Genomic DNA, 18,708 nt, shown 5'->3' on the forward strand with positions numbered 1-18,708 from the left:
AGAAACCAAATGAAGGGGGTGGGGCGCCCTCTTCCAAACCATGAAGAGGTGAGGAATGTGAGCAAGCATCAGGAACTACGGGCAGTCATTAAGAAAATGAGCGGGCAGGACAACATGATCACGGTGCCTAAAATCTTTATCGAATTTTTGGACGGGGATCTCACCACGGCCTTGATTTTAAACCAGCTGGTGTTTTATTCCGACAAGACGAAACGCATTGACGGCTACTTTTACAAAAGCTACGACGAATGGGAAGACGAAACGGGCTTAACCCGCCGGAAAATCAAGTATTCCATCGATAAACTGGTCAAACAGGAACTGGTCACGACCAAGCTGAAAAAAGCCAACGGAGCGCCAACGGTTCACTATGCGTTGGATTACGACAAAATGTTAGATTCCATTCTGACAAAGTGTGCAAATCCATCTGAACAAAATGTTAAAAACCCGGATTCTGACAAAATGTCGGATTCCTTAACAGTTGATTTGCAGTTGAGAACTACAGATGAGTTAAACAGTAGTAGTCGTAGTAACGCGCCGGTATCATCTGCGGAAACGGAAGAACAGGAATCAACCCCAGAAGCCCCGCCGGAAGATACCGAACCGCCATCCGAAACCGATGCGCATAAACAAGCGATCGGGGATGTGTTCCAGTTCTACGACAATAATTTCGGCGGTACGATGAACGACTATCACCGTGATTTTTTGGGTGGCTGGGTGGATACGTTATCGCCGGAGATTGTTCTCCGTGCCTTGGAGACCACGATCCTTCAGGGAGGCAACAACCTGAAATATGCGGATCGAATACTTAACGACTGGCACCGGGCGAACTGTCGAACCTTAGCCGATGTCGAGAAACACGAAGAAACGAAAAAGCAGCAGAAGGAGGCTCACCGCTATGGACGGAACAGCCAGGGGCATTCAGGAAGTACTCGCCGACCTCAAGAAGAAGTCAGCGGAAATGAAAAACAATCCGCGCTCGGTGGAGGATGGTTCCGGCCGGGAACCTGACTACCAGTGCCCGACCTGCAAAGACCATACCGGCTGGCTGGAGAAGGTGGACGGCGTGGAGAAATGGGTGATCTGTTCCTGTATTCACCAGCGCCGGGCGGAACGGCTGCTGAAGTCCAGTGAAATTACCGAAAGCTTTCGGAAGGTGACCTTTGGGCAATTTCAGACCGGCGATGTGGATCCGCAGATTACCGCGATGAAAGAAGCGGCGCTTGCCTATTACAGCGATTATCAGGAGATCCGGAAACTGCGGGAAAACAGCATGCTGGTCATGGGTTCTCCGGGCTGCGGGAAAACGCATATTCTCACCGCGCTCAGCAATAACCTCATGCAGCAGAAAACCATTCAAGATAGCGAAGGGAGACCTAGAGGCGTATCTGTGCAGTATTTCCCCTACGTGGAAGGATTCAACGATCTGAAAGATGACTTCGATCTCCTGGAACAAAAAATGGAGCGAATGAAAAAGGCCGATGTGCTGTTCATCGACGATCTGTTTAAGCCCGTGAAGCAGTGGACCAAGGAAGGGTATCAACGCGTCCCTCGAGCAACCGCCTGGCAGATTGAGCAGATGTACGCGGTGATCAACTATCGGTACCTGAACCACCTGCCGATGCTTGTGTCGACCGAGCTGATCATGGAAGAGCTCGTGGATATTGACGACGCTCTGGCGTCCCGGATCGTGCAGATGTGCAAATCCTTCCTGGTGACAATTACCGGGACGAAGAAAGACCTTAATTACCGACTCAAAGGAGTGTATTAAATGGTTCCTACATGCGCGATTGTGATGCAAGGCAAGCAACTGAACGAATACGAAGAGCAGCTGCGGCAGGAACGGGTAGCGAAAAACCTGCAGCGATTCCAGGAAGCGGAGTTATATTTCCAACAGCAGTGGAGAGAAAAAACAGCCATATTACGTTAAGGAGGGTAGCAGCCGTTTATTAAACCAAGAAAGGGTGTTAGGGAAATGGCAAAGAAACTGGTGGATTTAAATGAATTTGCTCACGGCGGGGTAGCTGAACGATTTAATGACGAGCTCCAGAAAATATTAGAAAACATTGCGGATCCGAATACAGACCCAGAAAAAGCGAGAAAACTCACCTTAACGGTAACAATCAAGGGCGATGATAGCCGAGATTTAGCTACGGCTTCGGTTCAAGCAAAATCGTCCTTGGCTCCAGCAAGAGATATTCCAACCAAAATTGTACTGGACTATGACGAGCAAGGAGAAGTCACGGGAGCAGAACTGAAAAGTGGAATCAAAGGGCAGACCTATCTTGAAGATGACGGGGTTTATAGCGATACGGGCGAAAAACTGTATGATTTTCAAGCAAAAAGGCAAGAAAAAGGAGATGTTCAGTAAATGATTAAAGAAGCGTTGGAATACCTAACCAGTCTCGGAACGGCGACCATTCAATACGAAAATACGCAGGCATATTCCGATAAAGAACTGTTTGTGCTGCCAGAACCATTGGCGAAATCGATCAAGCTTCACAGCTTAGCAGGGCTCGTTGATTATGTGAAATCAGAATTCGATACGACCGATAAAATGATGATTCATATTCAGGATCCGGAGCATGTGTATTGCTATTCCGAAATCAATAACGATAAACAACGGGACTGCTGGACAGAAGTCAAAGCGATGATTCCCTCGTTCCAGTTTGACCGGTTTTATGAAGTCGAAGATTTTAATATTAAGCTGCAGTCTTGCTTCAGTCACAATAACGACCGCGATGTCATGCTGCAAGTAGTAGGAAATATCAAAGAAGAATCCGTGAAAACCGTAGGAGATGACGGCACGTCTCAAGCCGTTACGGCTAAAACAGGGGTAGCAAGCGTCGGGAATGTAAAAGTGCCAAATCCCGTTATGTTAAAACCGTATCGTACGTTTGTGGAAGTTGAACAGCCAGAATCCGAATTTATCTTCCGGATGCAGAACGGACCGAAATGCGCCCTGTTTGAATCCGATGGCGGGGCTTGGAAGCTAGAAGCAATGCAGCGAATCAAGGAATATCTTGCTGAGCATTTGGAGAGCGAAATCAACGAAGGGAACATCCACGTTATATCTTAATGACAACACCATAGGGCTAGATTTTGCTCTATGGTGCTTCTTTTAAAATGATGCAAAAAAGGAGATGTATCATGAAACCCACATATCAGCTCCTCCAGAAGCAGGAGCAAGCCGTTGAGCAGCTGCAGCACGTTCCCGGTATGAAACTAGCGGTCCAGGCAGCAGAAGCCACGAAAGACCAAACGAAGCGCACGTACCTGAAACAGAAAGAAACACCACTCTCGGCGGACCATCTGGACTGGTACGGCGGGCAGAACGCCTGAAGCGTTTTGTGCAAAATAGGCCCTTTTTTGGGCATTTGACTGTTAAATAAGCACAAAAATGCAAGAAAACGATAAAAATGGCGCTTATTGCCGACAAACGAAACCGCCAGGGAGGAACAGCCATGAATAAGACCAATCGAGCACCGGCTCGCAAATACCCGAAAAAGCATAATCACGGCCAGCGCGGCATGCCATTCGAGAACCTCATCAATAAAACCAATACGATGTATCGCAACCAAAACCTGGCGCTCATCAATAAGCGACCCACGCCAATCAAGGTGATTAAAACCCAGGGCATGCAGATCCAGAAAGCGCAATGGGACCAGAAATCCACCGTGGATTATGACGGCCTGTACCGAGGCATTCCGATTGCCTTTGAAGCCAAATCCATTCAGGGCAAAAGCTTCCCGCTGAACAAGCTGCAACAGCATCAGCTGGCCTACCTGCAGGAAACCGAGCGGCACGGCGGAGAAGCGTTCCTATTGATTGAATTCCGAGACGAACGCACGGTCTTTTACACCCCGGTGAACATGATCACGCTCTACGAGAAACGCAAAGACGAGGGCGGACGCAAGAGCATTCCCTATGACGATTTCATGGTGTATGCCGATGTGATAACGACCGGCCGGAAGGTCCCGCTCGATTACTTAGCGATTGTGGATGAGAAACGGGGGACGCAATGAATCTCATGCAGGCCCTGTTGGTTCTCCTCTCGAGCGGACTGATTTATGCGCTGCTGGGGGACCATATCCGGCGGGATATCCGGAGTATCTGGGAGGAGATTATGAAGGCCGTAAAGGGAGGGATTAAATGACCGATTTACGACGGGAGCGGGTGGAGATCCGAAACCCCAAACGGGATAAGCCCCAGGTGCTGCCGAGCAGTGAAGTGACCACAACGATCTGGACGCCGGAGCAGATGGAAGCCCATATAGCCAACATTGGAGGAGGCAAAAGCATGCCAAAGGATGATGTGTTAACAAAAGAGAAGTTACAGGACCTGACGAACCAGGGATTCACGGCAAAGGAAATAGCGGATCAGACAGGAAAAACCGTCGGCACGGTCAACAATTATAAATACAAATGGGGCGTGAAAAAGCAATCAGCGCTTGGAGAGGATCCGGAAGAGGACAACGACCAGGACGAACCGGATGAGGTTCAGGAAGCGGTGGTGGCTCCGGATTTCCATGCAGAAAAGGAACGGCACTTGAAAGCTGATATCGAAAGGTTAAAACACGAAAAAGAACAGGTGCAAAACGAACGGGATAATTACAAGCAGGCCTTTGACGAACTGAAGAGCGATTTTGATGCTCAGGAAGAAAAGGCCCAATTCCGATTTACCAACATGGAGCGGGAGCTCAGTATCGAAGCGGAAAAAGAGCGGGAGCGGGCGGACGATGCAGAAAAGAAAAGGTACGAGCTGCAGCAACGCCTGGATGAAATGGAGCGGCTGCAGGAAACCGATATGCAGCTCCTGCCGGACGATGCCTATACCGAATATCAGACCTTGTATGAACGAACCGCAGCGTTACTGAAAATGCACTTACCTGGCTAAGGGGAGGCGGGATGCATGCACTACGAACCAGGCACACGGGTGTTTAGTGAGAAGCGGAAGCAATGGGGCGTCATCATGTTCCAGAATATGCACAAAGGACCGGAGTGGTATTATGCGAAATTCACGCCGCTTCGCTCCGGCTGGCTGCACTTCAGCGAGATCTGGGAGCCGGGCGAGTTGTTTTCGTATTGCTGGGATCGATACAAGATGGGGCAGCTTTAAATGACGAAAACGAGGAGGAGATTTCATGGATTGGGGAGCGGCTGAAAAGTATCTGTATGACATGAAACGAGCTTATGAAGAAATTGGTTGGACGGGGAGCTTCGGCCTGGTAGTAGTAATTCACCCACTTATAAAGAGATATGAAAATGGAGAACGATCTGAAGAGCTATACAGCGAAATCATGGAAATTGAATAGGAGGCCAATGCAATGAGTTATGCTAATGAGTTAAACAAAGGCGACGCTATGACGGTGAGAGAAGATGCCACAGGCATTGAAGTGAAAGCGGAAATAGCGAAATTGCACAAAATGACTGGCAACATCACGTTGACCGCAAGAAAACACAAACAATCACCTGCTTCCTTTAAAGAAGCATTGCAGCAAAAACGAGACGAAGCGGTCGATCAGCTTATCCAAGAATTTATCGAATGGGTGAAACCATCTTTAGTGGAAGCTGCAGAAAACGGAGCCTCCACTCTTGATATTTCCAAAGAAGGGAGCAAAGAAGAACACAAAGTCTTGTTTAGCGATACGAGAGCCGAATTAATTGAACTACGCTTAGATGGGGTGAACGTAGAACATGTATGCAAGTCGGAAAAAGGCCTCTTTAATACGACCGTCACATACCGAAAGTTAATCTTTAAATGGGATTAAAACTGCTAGATTGAGCTCGATTAGCATTCAGGCTGATAGGGAGGGCTGACATGAACAAACGAATGACAGAAATCGCATGGGATAAACATACAGGACAGTTAGATTTTGATATACTGAAAGCAGAAGCACCGATGGTCTTAGTGGTTGGGCAGGGGCGTGTACGTTGTGCTCCGCTGCCTGCTCACGGCAAGACGAGAATTGTTACGCACCAGGGCCAAGTCAAACGAGTGGAATGGGATGAGGGGGAAGAGTTTTGACAAATAACGAAGAATCATTTGAACCACCAGATAACCCTTTTTGGAAACGATGGAGTTTTTGGGTGACCACATTTGGTTTAATCCTCTTTGTTTTAGCGTTCATAATTCCAATTAATTTTAAAGGAAACTATTTAGATGGAGTGGGTTCCTTATTAACAGGTTCTAGTTTTTTGATCATATTTGCTGGAGTACTGTTACAAAGAGATGAATTGAAATTGCAAAGACAAGAGTTGAAACTTCAGAGAGGCGAGTTGAAAAACCAAGGAGAGCAACTGGAATATCAAGCGATAGAGATGAAACAATCAAGAGAATTGCATGAAGAAGAAGTATATTTAGTCAAGAGACATCAATTTGAAACTACAATATTTTCTTTAGTAGATAGAAAAAACCGTGAAATTGAAAATTTAAATACGCTTCAAACTGCAGGAATTAGATCTATAAAGGATTTTAATGAAAATTTTACTAATCCAAGAGGAGAAGTGAATAAATCTGCTATATATCAAATAAGTCCTTATATGAACAGTGTTATAAATATTTATGGTTATGTAAAAGAAATGGAATTGGAAGATAGAGATAAAAATAGAATTTTAAAAATGTTGGGTTATCAATTTAGCACCGCTGAGAAAAGCGCAATACAGAAATTTATTTCTAATGAAACTAAAAAAGAAAATAAAGAAATATTAGAATATGCACTGCATAATTTAAAAAAAGCATGAAATGTTCTACCAGCCCACTGGAGGACACTGAACGACAGCACAACGCTGTAGTTTGGTGTCCTCTTTTTTATTTCAAGGAGGAATGGCCATGAAAGTAAAACACAATGCCCGAACCCCAATCAAGCCGATGCAGATCACCTTTAAGAAAGCCGAAGCGGAATGGAGAGCGTATCACTTAACGTTGAAACAGAAAGCGTTGCTCCGCCAATCGATCATTTCTCCTTATAACGAGGAACCGGATGAGAACAGCGGAGGGCACGATGTTTTTGCGCCGTCATCCCCAACGGAAAACATTGCTACCCGACTGACCACGAACAAGCAGCTGCATTACCTGGAAGAAGTCACGAATGCCATCGAGCAGGTGTACAATGCCTTACCGAACGATTACCGCCATTTGGTTCGCTGCCGGTACTGGTCGGAGAACCGTCACACAACCTGGGAGGCGGTGGCCCAGGAAGTGCATATCAGCAAACGACAGGCCATGCGGTGGCGCGATGAGATTATCTTAGCGACGATTGAAGTGCTGGGCTGGAGGTAGGCTGTCATTGATGTGTCACTTTTAAGGCCGAAAAACGAGCTATTATGGCAGTGTGGAAATAGATTGACTAACCCTCATATAGCTAATTCCATGAAAAAGGCATCCATTTTATGGGTGCCTTTTTACCTATTTGTGGTAAAATAGGACACAATGTTTTTTATGGGGGTTTTCATTTATGCCTAAAAGAAAAAAAGTAACATTTAATTATTTTAAAATTTATTGCCAAAATAACAGTGGTCATACTGTGCATTTAAAGCTTAATCACTTGTTAGACCGTATTATGATTAACTATACTACTGCTAAAGAAAATCAAGAATCAGGGTACATGCATTATTATAGATATAATTTTGAGCCTATAAGATTAATTGATTTAAATTATGATTACCACACTGGTTTTTATCATTTAGTATTTGATAAATTAGATCCTTTGGTACCTAATGTAGCTACATTAGAAGGAGAATCGAGGATGTTAGAAATCGAAGAAAATGAATTTATAGGTTATGAAATCAGTGCTCTATACGATAAGAATAAAGATGTTTTGATACTCCAACGAAATATTAATTCTTTGAGCCCAACGGCTGTGGAGATGTTTTTGAGAACGTTGGTAAATGAAGCAGGGGTCTCCGAAAGTTTTGAGTTAGTACCGGCTGTGGATGGAGCAGCTACTCACAGAGCTTTTAATCAAAACTCTTATAATACAATTAACCTTAAATTAGCTGGTAACCAATCGGAAGATCTTGTTAGAAGATTGTTTGACTCCGGTGAAAATGGTGCATACCAAATAGAATTAACTATTTCTGCAAAAAAAGGTAGAGATAACGATTTGGATGATGAAACTACTAAAGCGATTTTGGAAAGATATATTGAAGATGAGGAATTAGAAAAATTATCTGTTAAATCTAGAGAAGATGAAGAAAGTAATTTAGAAAAAATTGACTTAATAAACCATAAGATAACAAGTGAAAAAACTTATAGATTTGAACACGAACGTACTTTAAACTCTTATAGGGTTTTTGAAAATATGATTGAGTTATATACATTGGGAGAAAGGCCAATCAGGAATAATATATAAATAGTAATAGATAGGAGTAGTTTAAATGACTACTGATAAAGAAATGAAACTATCTTATAAAATAATATTAGCGGCACTTCTAATAGCTCTAGTTTTTAGTGTTATTTCTTACTTTTACTTGAATTTGTTTGATATAAAAGGATTTTCTAAAGCTTTGGAAGGAGTTTTATTATTTGCTAGTATAAGTTTGGGCTTTTATGGAGCTTGTTTAAGTGTTCTAGCCTCTGTAATAAATAAAAGCATCGTGCGAGATATAGTCACAAACAAAGTTGAAAAAAGACAACTTGTCTGGATTATGCTGGTGACTTTGGCATCAGGGTTCGTTACAGTGATAACTACTATTGTTTATCAAGTAGTGTTAGAAAATGGTAAATTAAGTTATTATATGTTGAATTGGATTAATTCACTATGGATTTTCTTTACATTAATTTATTTATTAATGTTATTTCTATTTATCAGTGTGGCGTTCTATCTATTTTTATTCGACGAAGAGAATACGAAACCAAAGGATGGAAAAGTAACTAATGACAATTTTTAAGCACTCACAATTGTGGGTGCTTTTTTGGTGTGTTGCCTACGGGGGCTGCCTACGATGAATGGATGCGGGCACTGCCTATACCATGCCGCATTCTCCCCGTAGAGAGCATATCCATACTAGATACAGAAGGGAGCGTCCTATATGACTACTGGCGGCTATAAGATCTGCAATGCCGTGGGCTGTAACAGCCTCACGAAAGAGCGCTACTGTCCAGCACATAAGCGGGAGCAACACCAGACCTATAATCAGTCGCGGTATAAGGACGCTACTTCAAGCAAAGCCACACGCTTCTACAAGAGCAAGGAGTGGCAGCAGGTACGGAAGGTCGTACTGCAGCGAGACGCGCACCTGTGCCGCAGCTGCCTGCGAGAGGGACGGTACAAGCAGGGCAACATCGTGCACCACTTGATCGAACTGAAGGACGATTGGTCGAAGCGGTTGGAACGGGAGAACCTGGAGACGATCTGCCAGGACTGCCACAACAAAGCACACGGAGCGGACCGGATCAATGGCAGGAAAGACAAGGCCGGGAAGGTGGTGCTGGTGCTTGGCTACGATCCGACGACCCGGATGAACTGGATCGAGCGGACGATGGATGCGGCACGGGACGTGGTGGTCGAGCCGGAACGACTGGCGAAAGCGATGACGACCGGCGAAGGGAACGAAAGCAAAAGCGATGCCAGGTCCTTGGCACACAGCTTTCAAGCCTCTATGGTTCATAGTGTCTTAGGTATCCAGCCTTCTACCTCTCACCCTTTAGACCAACCGTCTACAGGTCAACAGTCTATAGCCATTAGCTCTATAGGCTCTATGTCCTTAGCTCATAGCTTCCATAAGCTTTACCTCAGTATGGATCAGATCGACGATTACCAGATGGAGCGGGCCATGCAGCAGAACATCCCGATCGTCTTGATCGACAGCAGCATGAGTGTCAGCTACCAACGGGCGAAGGACCAGGGCGAGCCGGTGAGTGAACAACAAATGGAACGGCTGCGGGATTGGTACCGGAAGTGGAAGGAAGCGAACCCGGAACAGCTGACGGTCGTGTCGTAACCGAAGCGACAGCCACGGCTGCGTGATAGGAAAGGACGAAGCAGCCGCCAACAGAAATATAGACAGCCGCAACCGAGCGAGCCAACCGACGGGAGGGGGAGGGGGGCGACGATGAATACCCCCCCCCGCCTCTAATCCCTGTGGGAGTAGGCGTTAAGAACGACGGCGAAGCTTTCTTCGCACAAAATTCGCTTGAAGAAATTTTTGAAAGGGGGTCCGGGGATGGGAAGTCATAAAGCGCAGCCGATTGATCTGCAATTAGTGCAAGGAAATAAAAACAAGCGTACGAAGTCGGAAATCGAAGCGCGTCGAAAAGCGGAAGCTTCCTTTAAAGTGGCGAGCGATAAGCTGAAGCCGCCGACCTGGCTGGATACGTTAGGGAAGCGCGAGTTTAAAAAGATCGTCAAAGAAATGGAAGAACTGGACCTCCTGACGAATTTGGATGTCCATTTTTTATCGCTGTATTGCGATGCGTATTCGAACTATGTCGCGGTGGCCAAAGCCTTAAACGAAGACGGCATGTTCCTCGATGACGATGGCGTGACCGTGCCAAACAAAGAAATGATTATTCGCAAGAAGCAATTTTACGAGCAGATGAAGTCGCTCGGCGGCGAGTTCGGGTTCTCTCCTTCCTCCCGTGCCAAGATGGCGTTGAATCAGGCCAAAGCCGAGGAAGAAGAAGCGGATGAATTTGATGATATTTAGCCTGTAAGAAAGGAGGCAAGCCATGAAACTCAAAAACTATTTAATCGAATACTGCAACGATGTACTGAATGGGGACCTTATGGCTTGCCAGAAACATAAGTGGGCCTGTCACCGTTTCCTCATTGACTTGGAGCGGGAGAAATACAGCGAGTTCGAATACCGATTCGATGAAGATAAAGCGATGCGGTTCCTGAAATGGTGCACGAAGTTCAAACACACCAAAGGCGTGATCGCCGGCGAACATATTAATCCGTCGCCCATTCAGATTTTCATCTTTGCCAACATCTACGGCTGGGCGCATTACAAAACCGGGAGCCGGCGGTTCAACCGGGCGTACTGGCAGGTGGCTAAAAAGAACGCGAAGTCGCAGTCCCTGGCATTGGTCGGGAGCTATGAAGCGTCCGGGCTGGGCGAACCATACTCCGAAGTCTATATAGGGGCGACCAAAACGAAGCAGGCCAAGATCATCTGGAATGAAATCAGTGCCCAGATCAACCAAAGCGAATTCAAGGATCGGTTTCATGAATCCTATGGCCGCATCAAGCACAAGAAGTCCCAGTCATTTATTGAAGCGCTGTCGAAAGAGGATGGAAAGACCGGGGACGGGATCAACCCGCAATGCTCCCTGGTCGATGAGTATCACCTGCATCCCACCAGTGAAATTCTGGACAATCTGACCTCGGCGTCCGGAGCGCGGGCGCAGCCGTTGCATTTTATCATCACGACGGCCGGCTTCGATCTCAGCAAGCCATGCTTCGCCGTGGAATACGATTACATCAGCAAAGTCATCGACCCGAATGTTGATATTGATAATGATCATTATTTTATTATGGTGAACGAGCTGGACGAAGATGATGATATTAATGACGAAAACGTCTGGGAGAAAGCCAACCCGGTGGTCATGAGCTACGAGACCGGGCGGGAGTACTTGCGGGGAGAACTTAAAATGGCTCTGGATGCACCGAGCAAAATGCGCAGCTTCCTCACCAAAAACATGAACCTCTGGGTCGACATGAAAGACGACGGCTACATGTCCTCGAAGAAATGGAAAGAAGCCGGAACGCATCAGCCCACCAAACTGGAAGGACTGGATTGCTTTGTCGGGGTCGACTTATCCAAAAAGATCGACCTCACCAGCATTGGCTTTGTCTTTCCATTACCGGAAGGGTATTATGCGGTGCGGTCGCATTCCTTTATGCCGGAACTAGCTTTAGCGGAGCGGGAGCATAAAGATCGCGTGCCGTACCGTCTCTGGGTGGAACAGGGATGGTTAACCGTCACGCCGGGCGAAGTCGTCGACTATGAGTTTGTGGAAGAATTTATTGAGCGAACGGCCCAGGAAAACGGATGGAAGATCAAAGAAATCGATTACGATCCGTACAGTGCCACGCAGTTCTCCACGAACATGATTAAGCGGGGCTATTTGTGCGTGGAAATCCGGCAAGGTATTAAGACGCTGAGCGAGCCGTTGAAAGCATTCCGAGAGAACGTCTATGCCGGCAAAGTCGAACATGACCATAATCCGGTCTTGAGCTGGGCCGTCTCAAACGCCATTGAGCGGGAGGATGCCCAGGGCAACATCATGCTGGATAAACACAAATCCAAAGAGCGGATTGATCCCATCGTGTCGGTGGTGAATGGATTTACCCGAGCCATGACCGACGACGGGGTCGATATTAACGATCACATCGCGTCGCAGGATTTCAGTTTTTAGAAAGGAGGGGGCCATGGCCAATCAATGGAAGCAATGGATCGCAGAACATATAAAAAAGCTTCTGCTGTTCCTTTATATGATTATCGATGATTTGTTGTTATTTGCCGGCTTAATGTTTGTGAGCTATGCCGGTTTCTTTATTCATAAAGCGGTCGGGTGGTTCCTTCTGGGAGCTGCCTTTATTTATGTCGCGTTCTTAATCGCGGGGCGGAAAGGAGGATAACGCATGTTGCTGAATAAGAAAACATCCGGTGTGAAAAACGAGATGAATGTACAGGAACCGGACGGCTGGTTCACGCACATGTTTCCGAATACCAAAAGTGGCCAACGGGTCACGGAGGAATCTTCGTTCCGCACCAGTGAAATCTACAGCTGTGTGGCGGTGCTGGCCGACGATATTGCCAAGTATCCGGTCTCGCTTCATCAGAAGCAGGACGGCAAGGTCACGAAGCTGCGGGAGCACCCGAATCATGCGGTAGTTCACCATCGTCCGAACAAGTTGATGACGCCATTTGTCTGGAAGCGGCTCATGGAAACGCATATGGACTTATGGGGGAACGCCTACAGCATCATTAATTTCCACATGAATGGCGACGTGAAAGAAATTATCCCTCTTCATCCGGCTCAAACGGCTGTGGATTTGGACGAGACCACCAATAAAGTCACCTATTATAGCGTGGTGAACGGCCGGTATTTAAAAATTCAGCCGTATCGCATGCTGCATTTCAAAAGCTTGAGCTTGGACGGCATTGTAGGTCGTTCGCCGATCCAAGTGATTCGGGAAAACCTGGGCACGAATATCAGTGCGAACGAGTATCAGTCCTCCTTTTTTGCCAATGGAGGGATGCCTCGAGGGATGCTGAAGTCCGCTGAGCTCATTAATCCGGAGAACAAAAAGAAAGTGCGGCAATCTTGGAAGGAAGTTAACGATAACGAGGAGATCGCCATCGTGGACGGGGCCATGGATTTCCAGACCATCAGCGTACCTCAGAAAGACAGCGAATTCATTGAAACCATGAAATACAATAAGCTACAGATTGCCGGCATTTATAAAGTGCCTCCGCATAAGGTAAACGAATTGGATAGAAGTACTTTCAGCAATATCGAACACCAGTCCATGGAATACATCAAAAACACCATTCAGCCGAAGGTTACGAACTACGAAGAAGAAATGAATACGAAGCTTCTCACGGAGCAGGACCGCAAAAACGGTATGTATTACAAATTTAACTTGGAAAGTGAGCTTCGGGCGGACAGCAAAACCCGCGCTGAATTCTACGAAATCATGATGCGGGTCGGCGGCATCGATATTAACACCATCAATGAACTGGAAGAGCAGGAAAAGATCGATGAGGAATTAGGCGATATGCGCTTTGGCAACCTGAACCTCGTGCCGCTCGATTTGATGCGCGAGTATCAGAAACGCAAAGCCGGGGTTCCTGAGGAGCCCACGAAAGGTGGTGAAAACGAATGAAGTTCTTCAATATGAAAAATCTTTCGGATAAAGAGGCGGAAATTAGTATTTATGGGCCCATCCAGGGCGAGGGCTTTTTCAGTGAAGGAGCGGCCAGGGATTTTCAGGAATCCCTGAAGAACCTTGGCGACGTTACAACGATTCATCTGTATGTTAACTCACCTGGCGGAAGTGTCTTCGAAGGGCAGGCCATTCACTCGATGATCAAGCGGCACCAGGCCAAAGTCATTGTGCATGTGGACGGGATTGCGGCGTCGATTGCTTCCGTGATTGCAATGGCCGGTGATGAGATTCATATGCCCGAAAACGCCATGATGATGGTCCATAATGCGCTCACGATTGCGATTGGCAATGCGTCGGAATTCCGCAAAGTGGCGAACGATTTAGAAAAAATCACGGATTCCATCCGCACCACGTACGTTAGTCGCTCCAATGGCAAAATCACGGACGAAAAAGCCAAAGAATTGATGGACGCCGAAACATGGCTAAGCGCGAAAGAATGTGAAACCTACGGGTTCTGCGATGAAGTCAAAGACGGCATGGAAGCAGCGGCTACGATGGATGAGCGTTTCGTCTTTAACGCCGACAAAGTCCCGGAGCAGCTGAAGCAGAACAAGACATTTGAATCGAGATACGCGAAACAGCTCGCCGAATTGGAATTACTATCACTGTAATTAATTAGAAAGGGTGACGAAGATGAACAAACGAGAACTCATGCAGGCGCTTGCTGCCTTAAAGCAGGATGCCGAAAACCATCTTAAAAACGATGACATGGAGAAATTTAACGAGGTTCGCAAAGAAATGCAGACGACCAGGGAGAAAATCGATGCTATTGATGAAATCGACGGCTACACCAACGGCATTCAGACGTTGGATCTGGGCGATGGTAACCTGGGAGATGGGAAGATTGATCCTCAAGCAGCTCGTTTAGCGGGACAGGTCGATCAGAATCAGGAAGAGGTCCAAGCCTTTGTAAACTTCATGAAAACTGGCGAAGTGACCAATGCGCTGAAAAGCTCCCCGAATGAGGACGGCGGCTTTTTGGTGCCGGAAGACATTTCGACACGCATTAACGAATACAAGCGGCAGTTTGTGGCGCTCGAGCGTTATGTGAATACGGTACCGGTGGCACTGCCAAGCGGATCCCGGGTGTTTGAAAAACTCGAAAGCATGACCCCGTTGGATAACGTGACGGAAATGGATGAAATCGGCGAAATTGGCGGGCCAAAATTTGAACGAGCCGAATATGCGGTGAAAGACTATGCCGGCATCCTGCCGCTTTCAAACACACTGATTCGTGACACTCCGGAAAATATCATTGCCCATGTGGTGCAGTGGATTGCGAAAAAGTCGGTGATTACGCGGAATAGCCTGATTCTTAACCTGCTAAAAGACATGAGCCGGACCACCATCGACACGCTTGATGATGTTAAAAAAGCTTTTAACGTAACTTTGGATCCTGCCATTGCAGCTTCCGCCACGGTGCTCACGAACCAGAGTGCATTTCACGAGCTTGATGTGTTGAAAGATGCCGACGGCCGGTACCTGTTGCAGGATGATCCCCAGGACCGTACACGGAAAGTCTTTAAAGGGCGTCAGGTCGTGGTGGTTTCCGATGCTTTCCTGCCAAACGGCGGCACCGAAGACACACCAGCCTATCCTTTGATCGTTGGGGATTTAAAAGAAGCCATTACGCTGTTTGACCGTCAGCAACAAGAAATTCTCACCACGCAGACCGGCGGCAAAGCGTTCACGCGGAACTCCACGGATATGCGTTTCATTGAGCGGGAAGATGTCAAAATGATCGACAGCGGAGCGGCCGTATATCTCGAATTTACGGAACTGAATGCCACGGTCGAAGCATAAGAACGTGAGGTGACGCAGGATGGATATGCTTACGGCAGCTAAAGATTTTGCTCGGATTGATGGAAATGAAGAAGATCAGTTGATTTTAGAATTTATTGAAGCCGCCAAAGCTTATATTCATGATGAAACCGATTATCGGTTTGGCAGGCTATCGGAGGAGGATCCGATAGCCTGTTTAGCATTAAAGTTTCTTGTGGCGCACTGGTATGAAGACCGGCAGCCGACAGGGCGAGGATTTGTTCGTGGTTTTTCCTTAGAATCCCTGCTGTTTAAGCTGCAGGCCAGGTTTGGAGGATGGACCGATGAGGATTGGGGAGCTGAATCAACGGATTAGCCTGGTGGGGTTTCCAGACGAACCAACTAGTGAGAATCTGGACGATTATGTATTGCACCCGACAGACCCGGAACCGGACGTGCTCCGGACCTGCTGGGCGAAAGTCGAACACGAAGGCATGAAAGATTACCAGACGGCGGTGCAGAACAACACGGAGAAGCAATTAACGTTTCATCTCCGGCAGTGGCCACACGTCACCAACAAAATGCTTGTTCGTTTTCAGGGCAAAGACCTGCCAATTGATGAAGTGGTGTTCGATTATGACGAAAAGCGGTTCATGACTATCATCACGAAAGGGGTGGAAGCATGAGCGTGGAAATTACGGGATTCGATCAGATTGAAGAAGGCATGACCCAACAAATCAAGCAGTATGAAAAGCACCAGGATGTGATGCTCCGGGCCGGGCAGGAAGTCTTGGAAAAAGCTATTAAGCGGGACCTGCCGACCAGTGACCGGGACGGGGCTCATATTAGCGAAAACATGGTGAACAGCGGTCCGGTGACCGAAGGCGGCCAACGTATTATTAAAACCGGTTGGGGTGAAGATACGCGCTGGCGGGTGCATTTCGTGGAATTCGGCACCATGTTTCAGCCGGCCCAGGGCACGATCACGAAAGCCATGCAGGCGAGCCGAATGGAAATGTATCAGGCGATGCTAGCTGTGGGAAGGATGATGGGATGAGCAACTACGAACCTCCGGAAGATATCCTGCAGATCGTGTTTCGGGCGCTCATGCAACATGCCTATATTCGAGAGCGGGTGCCTCCCTAGCCATGTCAAAAGCTATAAAATCTCAGAAACATCGACCATTGAGCCCCCTTATATCATTTTGGTGCCGATGAACGATCTGCCAACGGATTATGCGGATAACATGTCGTTGGCGGATGAATATACGGTCCAAGTGGACTGTTACGATCAAGGCAAGCCCGCTACACCATTAGCCCGAGCAGTGCGGGAAGCCATGAGCACTATTGATATGCAGCAAGGCACGCCCATTTTCAGCTATGACGAAGCACGCCAGATCTTTCGGGACGGGCGTCGGTATCATGGAAAACTATTAAAAATTTAGGAGTGAAGCATTATGCCAGAAAACTACAGCGCCAAAGTTGGGATTCACGGGTTTCACTATGCGTTATTGGACAGCGATACCAAAACAGAGGCGACGTACTCAGATATCAAATCTGTTAAATACGCTCAAACGATTGGCGTCACCCCGTCCCAAGAATTCGTGAAGGCCTATGGGGACAACAAAGTCGCGGAAGTGGCTACCTCGAACGGGACGACAGAAGTGAGTATGACCTTCCACGAAATTCCTTTAGAAATCCGGGCAGAAATGTTGGGTTATGAGGAAGATGACGATGGATTGATCATTCGGAGAGGCGACATGAACCCGCCGGATCTCGGGATCATCTACTTCCAAGACAAAGCGGATGGCTCCGTGGAACTGGTCGCCCTGGCGAAAGGGAAATTCATGGTGCCCGCCACGGAAGGGAACACCAAGCAGGACACTGTGGAATTCTCCAGTCAGGAAATCAGCGGGGAGTTTAACCCTCGGGTATCAGACGATATTTCCGAAGTGAAGTATCAGTGTGCGAAAGACGATACCGAAGAAATCAATAAAGTGTTCCAGAAAATCTTTGGCAAGGACATGCCGACAGAAGATGATACAAGCGGCACGGATGACGGCACAACAGAAGCCTAAGGAGTGGAGTAATGATGAGTACAACAGCCAAACCGTATAAGCAGTATCGGGTGTTGCTTCAGTTCCGTGACCGTGATACGAAACACACCTACGAGCCGGGAGATATTTATCCGGTGAAAGGGAAACCGAAAAAGGCTCGCTTGGAAGAGCTCATGAGTCATCCGGAACACGGCTACGCAGCTTTTATCCAAGAAGAAGTGGTGCAGCCAGACCCTCCGGCACCATCGGAACCGGAGACAACAGAAGAAGTCGCTACGGAAGCTGAACCAATTGAGTCAGAGAACACCGAACCATCCGACGATAAGGAGAGCGCAGAGTAATCTGCCTCTCTTTTTTATTTTGCGCAGAATAAAAAATTACACATGAAGGAGTTTTCCCCTATGGCCAACCAACAAAAAAAGCAATCCGCCCTCGAACTGGTAACTGAACTTGATGAGAACCGTGAGATTAAGGACACCGAGGTGTATGTGACCCCAATGTTCATTCCTTTTGACGTGACGTATGAAGCGATTGATCTCATGGAAGAAATCCAAAACGCGGAAAGTGATTTTGATAAGAAAATCATTGATAAAATGATGAACTTTATTGTCCATCGTTTGTACGAAGACCGCTTCACCATTCAGGACTTTAAGAAAGGTGTGCATGGGCCGGATTTCTTCCAAATCCTGCAGGAGCAAATCCGATTCGTGGCGGAAGGGTACCAGAGTGACGCCACAAAAAAGTTGATCGCCAAGCACTCCAAAGCGTCGGGAGCGAAGAACTAACTTACACGAAGCAAAAGGAACATATGGACCGGATCGCCCGGCACGCCATGAAAAACGGCAAGGACATCAATGAAGTCTTAAAAATGCCGTGGCGGTATGTGCTGGAGTTGACCACGGACGAAGTGAAAGACAAACAGCCGAAAGAAGAACAATCGCTCATCGCTGCCTTTGGCGGCTGATGGGCTTTTTCACGTCACGAAATCGAAGGG

Annotated in this window: 33 protein-coding genes; 32 read left to right on the plus strand and 1 reads right to left on the minus strand. The window is 47.2% G+C overall.

Going from position 1 to position 18,708, the window contains the following annotated elements:
- Positions 1-57: 57 nt before the first annotated feature.
- The 17 genes from ACTRXH_RS01250 (at position 58) to ACTRXH_RS01330 (ending at position 8,888) form a co-directional block, all read left to right on the plus strand.
- Positions 58-1,008, plus strand: a complete 951-nt coding sequence (locus ACTRXH_RS01250) for a DnaD domain-containing protein (RefSeq protein ID WP_474280183.1) — start codon at positions 58-60, stop codon at positions 1,006-1,008.
- Entirely contained in the window at positions 959-1,768 is an 810-nt protein-coding gene (locus ACTRXH_RS01255) for a DnaA ATPase domain-containing protein (protein WP_474280185.1), read from the plus strand. Before ACTRXH_RS01250 ends, ACTRXH_RS01255 begins: the two co-directional genes overlap by 50 nt.
- Entirely contained in the window at positions 1,769-1,927 is a 159-nt protein-coding gene (locus ACTRXH_RS01260) for a hypothetical protein (RefSeq protein WP_474280187.1), read from the plus strand.
- Between the two features lie 45 nt (positions 1,928-1,972).
- Positions 1,973-2,368 (plus strand): replication terminator protein, encoded by a 396-nt coding sequence (locus ACTRXH_RS01265; RefSeq protein WP_474280189.1) that lies wholly within the window; start codon positions 1,973-1,975, stop codon positions 2,366-2,368.
- On the plus strand, positions 2,369-3,076 hold the full coding sequence (locus tag ACTRXH_RS01270) for a hypothetical protein (RefSeq protein ID WP_474280191.1): 708 nt from the start codon (positions 2,369-2,371) through the stop codon (positions 3,074-3,076).
- Between the two features lie 71 nt (positions 3,077-3,147).
- On the plus strand, positions 3,148-3,339 hold the full coding sequence (locus ACTRXH_RS01275) for a hypothetical protein (RefSeq protein WP_474280193.1): 192 nt from the start codon (positions 3,148-3,150) through the stop codon (positions 3,337-3,339).
- A 122-nt stretch (positions 3,340-3,461) separates the two neighbouring features.
- Positions 3,462-4,022: a Holliday junction resolvase RecU gene (locus ACTRXH_RS01280; protein WP_474280195.1), complete on the plus strand. Its 561-nt coding sequence runs from the start codon at positions 3,462-3,464 to the stop codon at positions 4,020-4,022.
- The gene (locus ACTRXH_RS01285) at positions 4,019-4,153 is read left to right on the plus strand and encodes a hypothetical protein (RefSeq protein ID WP_474280197.1); all 135 of its coding nucleotides are present in this window, start codon (positions 4,019-4,021) and stop codon (positions 4,151-4,153) included. The genes ACTRXH_RS01280 and ACTRXH_RS01285 overlap by 4 nt, the downstream gene beginning before the upstream one ends.
- A complete protein-coding gene (locus tag ACTRXH_RS01290) occupies positions 4,150-4,893 on the plus strand; it encodes a helix-turn-helix transcriptional regulator (protein WP_474280199.1) in 744 nt (247 codons plus the stop codon). The genes ACTRXH_RS01285 and ACTRXH_RS01290 overlap by 4 nt, the downstream gene beginning before the upstream one ends.
- Positions 4,894-4,908: 15 nt before the next feature.
- The gene (locus ACTRXH_RS01295) at positions 4,909-5,115 is read left to right on the plus strand and encodes a hypothetical protein (RefSeq protein ID WP_474280201.1); all 207 of its coding nucleotides are present in this window, start codon (positions 4,909-4,911) and stop codon (positions 5,113-5,115) included.
- Positions 5,116-5,140: 25 nt separating this feature from the next.
- Positions 5,141-5,311: a hypothetical protein gene (locus ACTRXH_RS01300; RefSeq protein WP_474280203.1), complete on the plus strand. Its 171-nt coding sequence runs from the start codon at positions 5,141-5,143 to the stop codon at positions 5,309-5,311.
- Between the two features lie 12 nt (positions 5,312-5,323).
- Entirely contained in the window at positions 5,324-5,767 is a 444-nt protein-coding gene (locus ACTRXH_RS01305) for a hypothetical protein (protein ID WP_474280205.1), read from the plus strand.
- 50 nt (positions 5,768-5,817) lie between these two features.
- Positions 5,818-6,024, plus strand: coding sequence for an XtrA/YqaO family protein (locus ACTRXH_RS01310; RefSeq protein ID WP_474280207.1), 207 nt, complete (start codon positions 5,818-5,820; stop codon positions 6,022-6,024).
- On the plus strand, positions 6,021-6,740 hold the full coding sequence (locus ACTRXH_RS01315) for a hypothetical protein (RefSeq protein WP_474280209.1): 720 nt from the start codon (positions 6,021-6,023) through the stop codon (positions 6,738-6,740). Before ACTRXH_RS01310 ends, ACTRXH_RS01315 begins: the two co-directional genes overlap by 4 nt.
- Positions 6,741-6,828: 88 nt before the next feature.
- A complete protein-coding gene (locus ACTRXH_RS01320) occupies positions 6,829-7,278 on the plus strand; it encodes a transcriptional regulator (protein ID WP_474280211.1) in 450 nt (149 codons plus the stop codon).
- 175 nt (positions 7,279-7,453) lie between these two features.
- On the plus strand, positions 7,454-8,350 hold the full coding sequence (locus ACTRXH_RS01325) for a DUF6731 family protein (protein ID WP_474280213.1): 897 nt from the start codon (positions 7,454-7,456) through the stop codon (positions 8,348-8,350).
- A gap of 25 nt (positions 8,351-8,375) precedes the next feature.
- Complete coding sequence (locus tag ACTRXH_RS01330; RefSeq protein WP_474280215.1) at positions 8,376-8,888, plus strand: hypothetical protein; 513 nt, start codon at positions 8,376-8,378, stop codon at positions 8,886-8,888.
- A 270-nt stretch (positions 8,889-9,158) separates the two neighbouring features.
- Here the strand turns inward: ACTRXH_RS01330 and ACTRXH_RS01335 are convergent, their stop codons facing one another.
- A complete protein-coding gene (locus ACTRXH_RS01335; protein WP_474280757.1) occupies positions 9,159-9,368 on the minus strand; it encodes a hypothetical protein in 210 nt (69 codons plus the stop codon).
- Between ACTRXH_RS01335 and ACTRXH_RS01340 the strand changes: the two genes are divergently transcribed.
- The 15 genes from ACTRXH_RS01340 (at position 9,285) to gpGT (ending at position 18,678) form a co-directional block, all read left to right on the plus strand.
- Positions 9,285-9,941, plus strand: a complete 657-nt coding sequence (locus ACTRXH_RS01340; protein WP_474280736.1) for an HNH endonuclease signature motif containing protein — start codon at positions 9,285-9,287, stop codon at positions 9,939-9,941. The genes ACTRXH_RS01335 and ACTRXH_RS01340 overlap by 84 nt on opposite strands.
- 222 nt (positions 9,942-10,163) lie before the next feature.
- A complete protein-coding gene (locus ACTRXH_RS01345) occupies positions 10,164-10,646 on the plus strand; it encodes a phage terminase small subunit P27 family (RefSeq protein ID WP_474280217.1) in 483 nt (160 codons plus the stop codon).
- A 22-nt stretch (positions 10,647-10,668) separates the two neighbouring features.
- Positions 10,669-12,360 carry a terminase large subunit gene (locus tag ACTRXH_RS01350; RefSeq protein WP_474280219.1) on the plus strand — a complete coding sequence of 564 codons (1,692 nt, stop codon included), beginning with the start codon at positions 10,669-10,671 and terminating at the stop codon, positions 12,358-12,360.
- A gap of 13 nt (positions 12,361-12,373) precedes the next feature.
- A complete protein-coding gene (locus ACTRXH_RS01355) occupies positions 12,374-12,583 on the plus strand; it encodes a hypothetical protein (RefSeq protein WP_474280221.1) in 210 nt (69 codons plus the stop codon).
- Positions 12,584-12,586: 3 nt separating this feature from the next.
- Positions 12,587-13,834, plus strand: coding sequence for a phage portal protein (locus ACTRXH_RS01360; protein ID WP_474280223.1), 1,248 nt, complete (start codon positions 12,587-12,589; stop codon positions 13,832-13,834).
- Entirely contained in the window at positions 13,831-14,508 is a 678-nt protein-coding gene (locus ACTRXH_RS01365) for a head maturation protease, ClpP-related (protein ID WP_474280225.1), read from the plus strand. Before ACTRXH_RS01360 ends, ACTRXH_RS01365 begins: the two co-directional genes overlap by 4 nt.
- Before the next feature lie 22 nt (positions 14,509-14,530).
- On the plus strand, positions 14,531-15,700 hold the full coding sequence (locus ACTRXH_RS01370; RefSeq protein ID WP_474280227.1) for a phage major capsid protein: 1,170 nt from the start codon (positions 14,531-14,533) through the stop codon (positions 15,698-15,700).
- A gap of 19 nt (positions 15,701-15,719) precedes the next feature.
- On the plus strand, positions 15,720-16,034 hold the full coding sequence (locus tag ACTRXH_RS01375; protein WP_474280229.1) for a head-tail connector protein: 315 nt from the start codon (positions 15,720-15,722) through the stop codon (positions 16,032-16,034).
- Positions 16,003-16,344 carry a phage head closure protein gene (locus tag ACTRXH_RS01380; RefSeq protein ID WP_474280231.1) on the plus strand — a complete coding sequence of 114 codons (342 nt, stop codon included), beginning with the start codon at positions 16,003-16,005 and terminating at the stop codon, positions 16,342-16,344. Before ACTRXH_RS01375 ends, ACTRXH_RS01380 begins: the two co-directional genes overlap by 32 nt.
- Positions 16,341-16,715, plus strand: coding sequence for an HK97-gp10 family putative phage morphogenesis protein (locus tag ACTRXH_RS01385; protein WP_474280233.1), 375 nt, complete (start codon positions 16,341-16,343; stop codon positions 16,713-16,715). Before ACTRXH_RS01380 ends, ACTRXH_RS01385 begins: the two co-directional genes overlap by 4 nt.
- Before the next feature lie 57 nt (positions 16,716-16,772).
- A complete protein-coding gene (locus tag ACTRXH_RS01390; RefSeq protein WP_474280235.1) occupies positions 16,773-17,102 on the plus strand; it encodes a gp17 family tail completion protein in 330 nt (109 codons plus the stop codon).
- A gap of 12 nt (positions 17,103-17,114) precedes the next feature.
- Entirely contained in the window at positions 17,115-17,735 is a 621-nt protein-coding gene (locus ACTRXH_RS01395) for a major tail protein (RefSeq protein ID WP_474280237.1), read from the plus strand.
- 11 nt (positions 17,736-17,746) lie between these two features.
- Positions 17,747-18,055, plus strand: coding sequence for a hypothetical protein (locus ACTRXH_RS01400; RefSeq protein WP_474280239.1), 309 nt, complete (start codon positions 17,747-17,749; stop codon positions 18,053-18,055).
- 60 nt (positions 18,056-18,115) lie between these two features.
- Complete coding sequence (gene gpG / locus ACTRXH_RS01405) at positions 18,116-18,499, plus strand: phage tail assembly chaperone G (RefSeq protein WP_474280241.1); 384 nt, start codon at positions 18,116-18,118, stop codon at positions 18,497-18,499.
- A gap of 23 nt (positions 18,500-18,522) precedes the next feature.
- Positions 18,523-18,678: a phage tail assembly chaperone GT gene (gpGT, locus tag ACTRXH_RS01410; protein WP_474280243.1), complete on the plus strand. Its 156-nt coding sequence runs from the start codon at positions 18,523-18,525 to the stop codon at positions 18,676-18,678.
- The last annotated feature ends 30 nt before the right edge of the window (positions 18,679-18,708 follow it).

This window comes from Marinococcus sp. LNHM5E3-2.1 (assembly GCF_056034365.1).